Consider the following 12016-nt stretch of genomic DNA (forward strand, 5'->3'; position numbering starts at 1 on the left):
TATGGAACAGGAAGATTTAAGAGCCAAAGTAAATAGAATTAATGCTATTCTATTTCAAACAGGATTAACGAGCGTGCAAGTTGATACATTTTGGAAAAAAATGAGAGCAGAATACTTTAAAAGAAAGAAAATGCAAGCCATTTGTAACGCAATTGGAGAACTCAAAAAAGGTGCAACGGCAATTAAGGATTTCGGAAACTCATTAGATGAATTAAATCCAGCTATTAAAGAGCTAACGGGAAGTTGTTACGCAATTAAAAACTATCAGAGCCAAACAAGAAACGTAGTGCCAACAAATTTTTATAAAAGATGCCACAAGTAACCAAAGTAATGCACATTGAAATTACACCAGAGCAGTTCCTGGACAACTGCTCTGATAACGAACTAAAAGAAATTGATTTATTAATACAATCCCAACGCTTCCAGAACCGAATAAACGGGGTTAAAATAAGCGGATTTAAACAAGCTAAAAAAGAAGATGACAAAACAAAGTAAAAAACACAGCATTTTAGAAAGCGTTGCCAATACGATAATTGGCTTAGTGGTAAGTTACCTAGTACAGCTATTAGTATTTCCACTATACGGCATACAAATAAGCCACAGCACGAATATTCAAATAACCTTGATATTCTTTATTATTTCATTCACTCGCTCTTATGTAGTTCGTAGAGCATTTAACAAATTAAAATAAATCAACATGCAAAAAGAAATTTACTTCAGAATTATTGAATTAGAAAATCATCAAGTTTTATTACAAAAATCATGGAATGAAGATGACGACAAACCTAGTTTAATTTTTACATTTAACTTGAAAAGTTGTTGTATAAACAAAACCCATAGTTTTACCAATGAAATTTCCAGAGATAAAGTATTTGATACTTTTACTGATGAACAGGCTCAAAATATGATTGATTCAACGTCTAAACTTTTTGATTAATGATTCTACCATTTAGCCAACAATTAAACGGAAAGCCTACCTACTTTGTAGAGAAAGTATTAAACGGTCTTTTAAGAAAAGAAATAGATCCATCAGGCGACCTTCTGACAAGCGTAGTTGAATTTGCTAGAAAAAGCGATGCAACTTATGGTTGGACACTTGAAAATATTTACCAAGTAAAGCCAAAATTCCACACCATCAGAGAAGACAAAAAAAACCGATGGAAGGTTGGTACTAAAATTGATTTCTTTATCAATTGCCGTCAAAAAGATATGTTTCGCTTTGCTCCAGTTCTGCCTGTAGTGAGTATTCAAAGGGTTTTTATGACATATTTACCACAATGTGGTAATGGGTTTGAGCTTTCAATTAACGGAAGAAAGCTAGCACCAAACGAAATAGAAATACTTGCAATTAATGATGGCTTTGACTCTATAGAGGAATTTGAAAATTATTTTATTTCGGTAATGAAAGATGACGAGTTTTCGGGTAAAATTATTCACTGGACAGATTTTAAATACTAATTATGATAACATCGCAACAAATAGAGGCAACAAAAGCCTTTCAGGAACTAGAAAAAGTAACGCAAAGCATCTACAGACGTAAGCAAATGATGGATCAAGTAAAGCAAGAACTTCAAATTGCTAAAAACGTTGGCTTTGAACAATACGAATCTGTATATCATCCCAGACCGTATGTTGGAAAAGTAATTAAAGAGTTATTAGAAATTTAATATATTTGTCAAAAGCAAAAAAAATGGAATTAACTAAAGAAGAATACCAAAAAAAAAGAGAAGAAATAATAAACAATTTCACTCAAGGATTTATTGATAAAACATATAATAATAATGCCTATACTATGGCAATTATTGAAAGTTTAATTAGAAATGAAAATCCATATAATATTATTGAAAAACTTGTTATTAATCAAGACATTCTAATTAAAAAATTAAATGAAGTGATTACTAATTCTCCTATGCCTCCAATAATAATACAAAATCAAAAATAAAACAACCATGAAAAAATTATTTTCCCTTTTATTGCTCATAACCTTTGGAGCATTTGCACAAGATAAAGCAACCATTAACGCAATGGTGCAATCTAATACAGTTGAAGAGATAAAAGCTACCTCCGACAAAATTTCAGTTCTTGCAGCGGATAAATTTAACTTTTACAAAGTAACTGATAGAACTTTACGAGAGGACAAATTTAAAGTTGTGGTTTATACTCCCGCATCAATGACCGAAGAGGAAAAGCAAGAGTTTACACCCGAAGAAAAAGCAAAGTGCTTATTGGTAGTTTGGAAAGCAACTGAAAGCGGATATACATTTTATGATGTAACAAGTACGGAGCAAAACCTTAAACCTTTCTGGAACCAAACATTTACCACAACCGACACACAATACCGAGTGAATAAAGAGCTCAAGTATAAAATAGTCCGAAATGAAGAAACCTACAGTATTTTAAAATCTTATTAAATGGACTCTAAAACGGCAACAATAACAATAGAAATGGCTGGAGGTTTTGATATTGATTTTTCAAAAAGTACAGAAGAAATAGAAAAATTTATAGTGGATAATTTAATTAAAGAGTTGACTTTTAGAAAAGAATCAGTAAAAATGGCCACACTTACTGAAAAGAAAAAAGACAAACCTATGTTTAGAAGTATTAAATTTAAAGAAATAAAACAAAACATTGAACTTTTATTTTAATAAATTAAAAACCCGACTGATTACGTCGGGTTTTTTTGTGTGAAATATTTTCTTACTTTTGCTATATGTCAGTAGGGAACAACAATAGAGCAATTGGTATTCAAAAGAATAAGCTACTCCGATACAAAAAAATTAAAGAATTGTATCAGGATTCAGTTAAGGATCATCCGCACGTGCCTACGACTAAAATTCTTAGTGAATACATTTACCCTGTTTACCCAATTTCCCGCACTACTTTATACGAGGTTCTTTGTACGCCAATAAATAAGCTACTTAGAGAACTGGAAGAAATGGAAACCAAACAACTTGCCATTCAAAAAGCACAAGTAAGACTATTTCCCGACTAAATATTTGCCGAGCTTATCTCGTAAACAATTTGATACTCCTGTATTCCATCATCACGGCGCACTCGTTTGTGGCTTTTTCTCATTAATGCCCCAGTATTTGCCGTAGGTTTCCATCCGTGCACTTTTTTATGCACATCATCAAGAAGACCAAAAACCGACCACGCATTATCCTTTTGACCTTGCGGTGCTCTACTACTAGTGTTTGATAATTTTAGGTTCGCAATTGTAATGGTTATACTTCCTGCAGCAGTTTGTCTATTAACGGGAGTAGCACTATTATCACGACCTATGTTTTCAAAAACTAAACTAGCAATATCAATAAGCGCACAAGGAAACTGTGCGGGCGGGTTTGGACTGTAGTCGTCTAATTGTCCCCAATCCTCGTCTACATATTTAAGCGCCGTTACTTCGGCAACTTTGTTCTGTATAGCTTGTATAATATCTTGCATTATTTTTTCATTTGGTTAAAAATATAATCTTTAAATTCTTGTACATTTAAGTCCACAATATCCTCAACTCTTTGCCTTACGATTGGATGGTCGCCAATAAACTGTCGTTGCTCTATTTTCATTTTAGCACCAACTTTCTGAAGTGCTAAGTTTTTCCATTGTTGCGCCTCTGCAGACAAACGTTGCGCACGTTCTCCTTTTCCTTTTGACGCTCCTGAAGCTTTGTAATACATTGCCCAAAAAAAGCGTTTCATTTTTTCAGTTACTTCAATTTCTCCGCCGTCGTTATTTATAGATGCATAAGGCAAAGAACTACTCCAGTTTATATCGTTTGAACTTTGCTTACTTCTAATTGAGCGACGCAAGTTCCCAGAGCGAACCATTAAAGAGCCACGTCTATTAGGTAAATTTGTACCTCGCCATTTGTTTGTAAAAAATCCTTTCCGTTCAAAGTTTCGGTCAAACTCTTCCGTTAAGTCCACTCGAATATCAGAGAGAATATTTTTAGTAAAGTCTTTAATTTCCATCTTTCAATTTACTTGCTCCAGCTACTTTATTGTATGGATGTTTTGGCGGCATTAACTTTTGTTCTTTGCCCGGGTTAAATCTAAAAATCTCAAGTCGGTTTTTGCCGTCCTTTCCAATTTCGGTTGTCGCTTTCTCTCCCGCTTTAATTGACTTATCCGATTCGCTCGCCTCGTACTTATCTTTTAGAACCTCCACAGCTGTGCATCGACAACGCCAACCATTTGGAGGATAAAAGCTATTCCAAAAAGCGTCTTCTTTTGGTAACGTAATATCGTGCAATGCTTTGTGGCTATCACGCACACGGTCATCGCTCGCTGTTCTATACTGTAAGTTGTAACGCTCCGAAGTTCCTAACTCAGACCATTTGGCAGCCATTTCCGACGAGTTAATTGCAAACTGGTATTCTGCCTCCAAGTACGTTTGATTATACAACACGTTTAATCTGTCGAACTCGCTCGCTAATTCTTTGTACGGCTTAATTGTTCCGTCCTCATTTAATAGCAACTGCGAAGCTTCAAAAAGTTGCGCATTGGCTTTTAAACCTCCAAACAAAAAAGCATCGCTTTGTAAAGCCTTTTTCATTTGCTCGGGCATATCGTTGTCCTTGATTCCTAAATTTAAAATATCATACGTTCCCTTGATTAGGTTTTGGTATGCTTTTTCTTTTTTCAGGTCTTCAGGTTTGTAGCCTTTGTTCTTGTGCAACTGTTTAAAAGCCTTTAACGAGGTGTTTAAAAAGCGTTTAAACGTATCGTTTAAAGAAAGATTTAAACGCTTTTTTTCGGCTTGACAGTCGTTACAACCACAATCATATAAATAATTTAATCGTGTATGCAATGCCCCGAAATAATCAGGGCTTAAACGAAAAAACCGTCTTCGATACTTAGCGATAATTTGTTAGCGGGTTCCGCTTTTTTAGCCCCTACAACTTCAATTCCAAATTTAGTCTTTACCCAAGTTGGGTTTACCTCAAAAAAGTTAGCAGCCTGCACTGTCATTTTCCAAAGCTCTGTTAAATCTTCCGTTGGATCAAAACCAAAACTTACGCCTTCAGGAATAATTCCTAAAAGTACAAGACCAGGAATAACGGTTGTATTCCAGTGTTGCTCCAATAGTGTTAAATCACTATCAACTAAATCCTGAACAATTGAAATACTTGCCGTTTCTTTTGCATTGGAACCGTTGGCAGTATCTTGACCCACAACAGCTCCAGAAATGCCCATCGACATTTCATTATTACAAAGCGTAATTAAGTTTTTATAAACATCTCCGTTTGTCGTAACGCCTTTCGCAAACTCAAAACTTTCAGAGTCGTCAATAATGAACCAAGCAGCAGAACCCATGTCGGTCATCATTTGTTTAGCTCGGTTAACCATTACTTTATCCTGTGTGTTTGTTTTCATCACACGAGGCGGAACTCCGTATATTTCGGCTAGTTCACTCCAGCAACTTTGAGAAAATCTTTTGAATAAAACGTGTGGCACGCATCCATTCAAAAGTCCTAAGTCTTTATTATCTCCAAACTCCATCAACCAAGAGCCGTATTCCTTTTGTTTTCGATACTCTATTTTTTTACCGTCATCAGTATAATCAAAGAATATCAAACCATTTACAGGGTCAACGTTTTGACGTGGAATTAATGTAGTAGTAAGCTTTTCATTTTCATAGTTTAGCTCAACTAAAGAGTGTCCGTTGTAAACTGTTTCTAAAATAGCTTTGTTGATTCCATACACCCAATTTTGATTGTTCAAAAGGTCGGTAAGTTCCTGGTCAATCTTTCCGTTTTTGTCTTTAATTACAAAGGCTCTGGAAAGCGACTTTAACATACGGTTGTTAATTTGCGAGCGTAGGTGTAAATCCTTTTGAATTTCGGCATACAAATTATACAACGGATAACGTTTGGCGTTTTCTGCTGCAGTTGCTAATTGTTGAGCAGACAGCCACTCTTTAATATCTTTTCGAGTTTGCGTAATTGTTTTTGGAACAATTCCAGAAACATAATTTTTGCCTGTTCCTTTAACCTTCCAAACGCCTTGCCCTGCTAATTCGAATACAGGTATTTTATTGTTATTATTCTCCATAATTAATAATCATGATTAAATTTTGCTCTTGATCCAAATTGAAATGGTTGTGTGTCGCCAGCACTTTCCTCGGTTCTATCTAGTTGCGGAAGTGAAGAAAGGTTAATTGTTCCGTTTGCTATTTTAGTGAACCATGCAATGGCTCTGTCGTAGCGTTCCTTTGCCTTTTCGTAAATGAAGTCGGCATTGCAAAGCTCTGCAATGTGCCATTTTGCTAATGTGCAACAATGCTGTAGAATTAAGGAATTGCGGTCTAATCCAGTAGCTCCAAAAATTGCATCAACATCATAAAGCAAACGCCCATCCAACCACTTTTTGTTATCTGGGTTTGGTGTTAAATAACTTTTAGCCTCTTCAATAGCAGCCGCAATTCCTTGTGCCACAATATCGTCGTCGCCTTCTGTTATTTGGTCTAATTGGTAATCGTAGATAACGTTACCTAAGTCTTCTTTTGTTATAAACATGGTTTTTAAAATTTTCTGTTAGGAATGTGCCCAACATGATAATCAGTATTTTCTTTATTTGAAATATTTTGAATAATCCAAACTGCTCCTTCTAATCCATCAGGTCCGTCCATCATTTTCGAATTTGGCGCAACCCCTAGGAATTCCTCCTCCATCAACTTCATACTTGGATTATCTTTTTCATCAATGTTAAAAATTAAACATTCCTGTTTATACATTGGTTCTAGTGTACCCTCTATCCTAGTGTATTTATCGTCCTTTTTTCTTTTGTCTAAGGACATAAACAAAGGAACTCTATTCATTAATTTAGCAACCGTTTTGAATAACGGTTTTAAAACCTGTTCCCAAAATGGATCCTGAAGAGAATTGTTTTCAATCCAGTTTTTGAAAGTATCTACTTTATTTTGCTTTACCCAATCATTAGCCGCATAAACATTGTTTACAAATGTTCGTTGTGTCATGTTATCAAGCCAACACTTGTATAAATAGAAAACTCCAGCTTTGTAACCAATCACACCTGTAAACTTTCTAGAACTATTTTTATTGTCCTTATTGCTAGTTGCTGGATCGGAATAAGTTAAAACGAATTCACAACTTTTTAATGGCGGACATTTACCCCAATACACTTTTTTAAACAGCTTACCGACACGAATTGGATTATTAAAGTATTCTTTTTGAATGGCGCTTGTTGTCATTGTTCTGAAAGCTAAATCGATTAACTCCTCAGTATTTCTTTGCGGCCATGTTGATTTTCCGTTTTTATCTCGAATATTGACTATTTCGTGAATGTTTGCCTTTTTAGCCATTTCCGTTATACAGCAGTACTTTGCTATAATGTTACCACAAGCAATTATTAATAACGGTACTGAAATGGAACGTGTAGGAATCAAGGCAGTTTCAATCCAACTGTACTTTTTTTCAATAGTTTCTCGATTATTACAGTCAACATCTGTATCAATATCATCAATCAATATAAGGTCAGGGCGTGCAGCATCGTTGCGAGTTCCACGAGGCGATTGTCCAGCTCCAACACCACGAAAAGAGACACCTTTTTTTGTCGTGAAATCACCATCTTCCCAACCAGTTAATGCTTTTTGTTCACCATAATCATTCTTTAATCGGTCATTAATCTCAAGAATGGTTTTATAAGGTTTTAATAAACGATCGGCGTCATCTTTAGTAGCGGAAACAAGAACAACGGTTTTCTTTTTACCTGTCATTGTCAAGTACAGAACTTCCATCATTGTTCTACCAGACTTTGATAAATCACGTGCCCAAGAACGAACTTCATACCACTCAGGATTTGCAAGAACCCGTTTAGTTGCTTTTACATGGAATGGCGCAGGTTCTGAGGTGTAGAAGTTTGCAAAGTAAAACTTAAACCATTCTTCTGGATTTGCTTCTAACTTTGAAATTCTTTTAAGTTTATCAGAAGCATTTTCGTTCAAATCAACAGGCGTAGCCCTATACTGATTTATTACAAAATCATCCCATCCAATTAAATGCTCTTTTTCTTTTCTACTTAGTGCCATCTGTCATTTTTTGTTTAATAAAGGCATCCGCATATTTTGTTAATTCATTAGCAAATGCTGAATCGATAGTTCTAATAAATAGAATTAAGTTTTTAGAAACATTAATCGTTTCACCGATGTTAGTCTCTGTTTCCAGCCTTTTAATAGCCGTAGTAAGCTTACTAATCATGTCGGTATCTTTTGAGTTTGGAAAGTTTCCAATTAATATCGGAAAGTCTTTTGGTTCATAAACAGGATACTCTAAACGTTCTGTTCCATCAGAATCTTTCAACTTATATGGTTTTGTCAAATGACTAGGAATATCACGAACAACAGGACGTGTTTTTATTTCCTCATTTACTGCAGAAAGTTGATTGTATAAATCAGAAATTTGTTTGTCTTTAGTTACCAATAAAGATGTTTTTTCCTTTTCCCAATTGTCTTTTTTAACCCAAGTACCAACTGTTTTTTCAGATATATTCAAGCGCTCAGCAATTTCTTTTTGAGACATTCCATCATTGATGTAATAGCGTTTTGCTAAATCATATTCCACTTGTTTTTTTCTAGCCATACTTCTAATATTTACCCCAAAACTCCAAAAAATACCCACTTTTAAAAAACAGTCGTTTAATAGCTTTACAGCTTTGTAAGTACTGCAAACACAAGCGTTCGACTTCCGCACTTTGGTTTTTTTAAGAAATCTATCTAACTAAACTTTGTCATCTCAAAAGGCGATAAAAAGCTTAGTAATAATTGAAATAAGATGCCAAAACCGAAACCACTACAAGCATTCATTTTTAACGACGAAACTCAAGAGAACAGCTACGGATTTTCAATCCTAACTGAAGGTATTGATTTAACTCGATTTATGAAAAACCCAGTAATGTTATCAGATCACTGGAACAGCAACTGGAATGTTATCGGTAAATGGAATGATGTTAAAAAAGAAGGAGCAATCCTTACTGGTTTACCTGAGTTCGACACCGAAGACACGGATGCGGCGTTAATTGCTGGAAAGGTAGAGCGTGGATTTATCAAAGGATGTTCAATGGGCATTGTGTTTGACCGTGAAAACTTATCTCTTATAGGGGGTAAAGTTGTCTTAACCAAATGCGAGCTTGTTGAAGTGTCGGTGGTTCCAGTTCCATCTAACGCAAACTCGGTAAGGCTATTTTATGAAGATGGTAAAGTTATGGACGAAAAAGAAATCCAAGAGCTAAGCCTTTCGGTTATTCCTAGCATCATTAATCCCGAATTAAATTTAAAAATCGATAACATGAAAAAAATCATTTTAAGCGCAGCCGCTTTGATGGTATTAGGTTTTAAAGACCAAGTACCTGCTGAAGGTGTAGATGCAACCGAAGTGGAGTCAAAAATTCTTTCACTTTCTGCGGAATTAGAGAAAGTTAAAGGACAAAATGCGGCTTTAGAATTAGCGGCAAAAACTGCTAAAGAAGCACAAGAAGCAGCTGCAAAGTTAGCTATTGAGAAAAAGGTAAAATTAGCCATTACAGAAGGCAAATTTGGAGCAGATAAAGAAGCCGAAATGGTTGCTTTAGGTTTAGCCTCTGAAAGTGCGCTTGACACTGTTATTGGTTCTATTATGCCAAAACAAAACTTCTCTGCTGGTGTTACATCACCAACTGGAGCTGTAGGAACTGAAGTTAAAACAATGGACGACTTCCAAAAGTTATCACTTGATGCTCAGTTAGCATTCAAAAACGACAACCCAGACGAGTACAAAAAATTATTTAACTAAAAAGAGAAGAGATGCCAGCAAATTTTGCAGATGTTTGGTTAGCTAGAGTGCGCCAAAACTTGACTACTCAAAACGTAGCTCCATGGTTGGACGGTATTCCAGAACTTGACACAAACGTGTTAGAAATGGGTTCAGGAGATGCGTCAGAATTGAATGTTATCCACATTCCACGTACATCATTTAACCCTGATGTATTAATCAATAATACGGCTTATCCTTTAGCGATTCAAGCGTACACAGACGACGAAACTGTTGTTAGTTTAGATAAATTCCAAACTAAGGCAACATCAATTTCTGATGATAAAATCATTGGGGCGTCTTACGATGTTATTGATCCAGCAACAAAATCGCACACGGTGTCTATTAATGCTAAGAAATTCCAAAAAGCGGCTCACGCAATTGCACCAGCTTCAAATACTGCGAATACTCCAGTAATTGCTGCAACGGGTACGCCTAGAGTTTCAGGAGGTCCAGCTTCTTTAGTTTACGACGATTTAGTAAACTTAAAAGATGCTTTAGACGCAGCCGAAGTTCCAGTTGAAGGAAGACGTTTAGTTTTATCAACTGCACACTGGAATGATTTGTTAGTTGACCGTAAAAACTTCGGTGACAAATTAGTGAACTACAACACAGGTATGCCCGCTCCAGTTATTGCTGGATTTGAATTATACCAGTATAACGGTAACCCATTATACGCCAGTACTGGAGTTAAAAAAGCATTTGGAGCAGTTAAAGATGCGGGAGACCGTCAAGGTTCTTTTGCTTTCTGGATAGGTCAAATTGCTAAGAAAACGGGAATGACTAAGCAATACTTTAAAGAGGCTAAGAATGATCCTGAAGCTCAAACGAACTTAATCAATTACAGACATTACTTTATTGCGATGCCTTTTGATTCAAAAGCAATCGGAGCTATCTATTAGTATAAACCAAAACTGCCGTCTTTAGGCGGCAGTTTTCTTTAAAACTTATCACACGTGTTAGAATATATTTTACCATTTATAGGAACAATTGTAACCGCACTGGTTACTTGGTTTTTTGCAAGAAGAAAAACAAACGCAGAGGCAAAAATGGCGGAGATTGATGCTGAAGTAAAAGCCGCCGAGTTTTACAAAAGTTTATTAGACGACGCAATGAAACGTTTAGAAAACGCCATTACAACGATTAATAATCAGGACGCAAAAATACAAATGCTACTTAGTGAAATTGAACATCTAACCGATGAGTTGAAAAAATTTAAACAATTAAACGGAAAAGTCTAATGAGAACAGGAAAAGACATTAAAGACATATTTATTCACTGCTCTGCTGGATATGGTTCTATTGAATCGATTCAAAAGTTTTGGAAGTCTTTAGGATGGAATTCTCCTGGTTATCATTTGATTATTGACTTAGACGGGAAAGTACACCAATTACAACCATTTACTAAGTATTCTAACGGCGTAAAAGGTTTCAATACAAACGCAATCAATATTTCATATATAGGAGGTGTTGAAAAAACAAACGTAACCAAGGCATTAGATTCAAGAACGCCAAAACAAAAAGAAGCTCTTTTAAACGCTATTAAAACAGCGATTAAATGGGTTGAGATTAACGGAGGTTCTAAATCACAATTAAGAATTAGAGGACACCGAGATGTGTCTCCAGACAAAAACGGTAACGGCATTATTGAAAGTTGGGAAAGAATTAAAGAGTGCCCTTCTTTTGATGTCATACCAGAGTATAAACATTTACTGAAGTAAAATGAAAAACATAATTAGCAAAGGTTGTTTGTTTTTTGTTCTCACCATTTTGCTGATTTCCTGCGGAAGCACTAAATCAGCTGTGGTGCAGAATAACACAGCAACAGAGAAAACCATCACCGAAACCGTTCACGATACAATTTTCAAAATAGAAGCCGATAGCTCGACTTATCAGGCATTACTAGATTGTCAAAACGGAAAGGTCGTGGTAAAAGAAGTTATCAACGCCGAACCAGGGCGCACTTTAAAAAGCCCAAAGGTTCGGATTGATAACAACAAATTACGAGTCGATTGTGAGGCAAGAGCACAGGAGCTATTTGCACAATGGAAGTCAACACACGAGACCGAAAAGATATTTGTGAGTAAAGAAATTCCAGTAATTACAAATAAGCTCACTTGGTGGCAACAAACAAAAATTCGCCTTTTTTGGATTTTACTGATATACGTTTCGGTTAGTCTGATTTGGAAAGGTATAAAACCAAAATTTTTATAGT

21 protein-coding genes are annotated in these 12016 nt (G+C 35.6%); 14 read left to right on the forward strand and 7 right to left on the reverse strand.

Annotation, left to right across the window (positions count from 1 at the left end):
* Position 1 precedes the first annotated feature (1 nt).
* The 9 genes from OLM52_RS07925 (at position 2) to OLM52_RS07965 (ending at position 2992) form a co-directional block, all read left to right on the forward strand.
* Positions 2 to 322, forward strand: coding sequence for a hypothetical protein (locus OLM52_RS07925; RefSeq protein ID WP_264548002.1), 321 nt, complete (start codon positions 2 to 4; stop codon positions 320 to 322).
* The gene (locus OLM52_RS07930) at positions 310 to 495 is read left to right on the forward strand and encodes a hypothetical protein (RefSeq protein ID WP_264548003.1); all 186 of its coding nucleotides are present in this window, start codon (positions 310 to 312) and stop codon (positions 493 to 495) included. The genes OLM52_RS07925 and OLM52_RS07930 overlap by 13 nt, the downstream gene beginning before the upstream one ends.
* Positions 496 to 697: 202 nt before the next feature.
* Entirely contained in the window at positions 698 to 937 is a 240-nt protein-coding gene (locus tag OLM52_RS07935; RefSeq protein ID WP_264548004.1) for a hypothetical protein, read from the forward strand.
* Positions 937 to 1458, forward strand: a complete 522-nt coding sequence (locus OLM52_RS07940; RefSeq protein WP_264548005.1) for a hypothetical protein — start codon at positions 937 to 939, stop codon at positions 1456 to 1458. Before OLM52_RS07935 ends, OLM52_RS07940 begins: the two co-directional genes overlap by 1 nt.
* 2 nt (positions 1459 to 1460) lie before the next feature.
* Complete coding sequence (locus OLM52_RS07945) at positions 1461 to 1667, forward strand: hypothetical protein (RefSeq protein ID WP_264548006.1); 207 nt, start codon at positions 1461 to 1463, stop codon at positions 1665 to 1667.
* Positions 1668 to 1690: 23 nt separating this feature from the next.
* A complete protein-coding gene (locus tag OLM52_RS07950; RefSeq protein ID WP_264548007.1) occupies positions 1691 to 1942 on the forward strand; it encodes a hypothetical protein in 252 nt (83 codons plus the stop codon).
* A 7-nt stretch (positions 1943 to 1949) separates the two neighbouring features.
* Positions 1950 to 2411: a hypothetical protein gene (locus tag OLM52_RS07955; protein WP_264548008.1), complete on the forward strand. Its 462-nt coding sequence runs from the start codon at positions 1950 to 1952 to the stop codon at positions 2409 to 2411.
* Entirely contained in the window at positions 2412 to 2645 is a 234-nt protein-coding gene (locus OLM52_RS07960) for a hypothetical protein (RefSeq protein WP_264548009.1), read from the forward strand. It abuts the gene before it with no gap.
* Positions 2646 to 2710: 65 nt separating this feature from the next.
* Entirely contained in the window at positions 2711 to 2992 is a 282-nt protein-coding gene (locus OLM52_RS07965; RefSeq protein ID WP_264548010.1) for a hypothetical protein, read from the forward strand.
* On the opposite strand, the gene OLM52_RS07970 is transcribed toward OLM52_RS07965, so the two are convergent.
* The 7 genes from OLM52_RS07970 to OLM52_RS08000 are packed head-to-tail and all read right to left on the reverse strand — an operon-like array spanning position 2989 to position 8596.
* Positions 2989 to 3441 carry a hypothetical protein gene (locus OLM52_RS07970; RefSeq protein ID WP_264548011.1) on the reverse strand — a complete coding sequence of 151 codons (453 nt, stop codon included), beginning with the start codon at positions 3439 to 3441 and terminating at the stop codon, positions 2989 to 2991. The two genes, OLM52_RS07965 and OLM52_RS07970, sit on opposite strands and share 4 nt — an antisense overlap.
* Entirely contained in the window at positions 3441 to 3968 is a 528-nt protein-coding gene (locus OLM52_RS07975) for a hypothetical protein (protein WP_264548012.1), read from the reverse strand. The genes OLM52_RS07970 and OLM52_RS07975 overlap by 1 nt, the downstream gene beginning before the upstream one ends.
* On the reverse strand, positions 3958 to 4806 hold the full coding sequence (locus OLM52_RS07980; RefSeq protein ID WP_264548013.1) for a phage minor head protein: 849 nt from the start codon (positions 4804 to 4806) through the stop codon (positions 3958 to 3960). The genes OLM52_RS07975 and OLM52_RS07980 overlap by 11 nt, the downstream gene beginning before the upstream one ends.
* Positions 4807 to 4826: 20 nt before the next feature.
* Positions 4827 to 6050 (reverse strand): DUF935 domain-containing protein, encoded by a 1224-nt coding sequence (locus tag OLM52_RS07985; RefSeq protein ID WP_264548014.1) that lies wholly within the window; start codon positions 6048 to 6050, stop codon positions 4827 to 4829.
* 2 nt (positions 6051 to 6052) lie between these two features.
* On the reverse strand, positions 6053 to 6514 hold the full coding sequence (locus OLM52_RS07990; RefSeq protein WP_264548015.1) for a DUF1320 domain-containing protein: 462 nt from the start codon (positions 6512 to 6514) through the stop codon (positions 6053 to 6055).
* Positions 6515 to 6519: 5 nt separating this feature from the next.
* Positions 6520 to 8046 (reverse strand): hypothetical protein, encoded by a 1527-nt coding sequence (locus OLM52_RS07995; RefSeq protein WP_264548016.1) that lies wholly within the window; start codon positions 8044 to 8046, stop codon positions 6520 to 6522.
* Positions 8033 to 8596, reverse strand: a complete 564-nt coding sequence (locus OLM52_RS08000; protein ID WP_264548017.1) for a phage terminase small subunit-related protein — start codon at positions 8594 to 8596, stop codon at positions 8033 to 8035. Before OLM52_RS08000 ends, OLM52_RS07995 begins: the two co-directional genes overlap by 14 nt.
* A gap of 192 nt (positions 8597 to 8788) precedes the next feature.
* Between OLM52_RS08000 and OLM52_RS08005 the strand changes: the two genes are divergently transcribed.
* The 5 genes from OLM52_RS08005 to OLM52_RS08025 are packed head-to-tail and all read left to right on the forward strand — an operon-like array spanning position 8789 to position 12015.
* Positions 8789 to 9784 (forward strand): HK97 family phage prohead protease, encoded by a 996-nt coding sequence (locus tag OLM52_RS08005; RefSeq protein WP_264548018.1) that lies wholly within the window; start codon positions 8789 to 8791, stop codon positions 9782 to 9784.
* A gap of 11 nt (positions 9785 to 9795) precedes the next feature.
* Positions 9796 to 10704, forward strand: a complete 909-nt coding sequence (locus tag OLM52_RS08010) for a hypothetical protein (RefSeq protein ID WP_264548019.1) — start codon at positions 9796 to 9798, stop codon at positions 10702 to 10704.
* A gap of 54 nt (positions 10705 to 10758) precedes the next feature.
* Positions 10759 to 11043, forward strand: a complete 285-nt coding sequence (locus tag OLM52_RS08015) for a hypothetical protein (RefSeq protein WP_264548020.1) — start codon at positions 10759 to 10761, stop codon at positions 11041 to 11043.
* Positions 11043 to 11522 carry an N-acetylmuramoyl-L-alanine amidase gene (locus OLM52_RS08020; RefSeq protein WP_264548021.1) on the forward strand — a complete coding sequence of 160 codons (480 nt, stop codon included), beginning with the start codon at positions 11043 to 11045 and terminating at the stop codon, positions 11520 to 11522. The genes OLM52_RS08015 and OLM52_RS08020 overlap by 1 nt, the downstream gene beginning before the upstream one ends.
* Position 11523: 1 nt before the next feature.
* Positions 11524 to 12015 (forward strand): hypothetical protein, encoded by a 492-nt coding sequence (locus tag OLM52_RS08025; protein ID WP_264548022.1) that lies wholly within the window; start codon positions 11524 to 11526, stop codon positions 12013 to 12015.
* Position 12016 lies beyond the last annotated feature (1 nt).

The organism is Flavobacterium sp. N2820, from assembly GCF_025947285.1.
Classification (GTDB): Bacteria; Bacteroidota; Bacteroidia; order Flavobacteriales; family Flavobacteriaceae; genus Flavobacterium.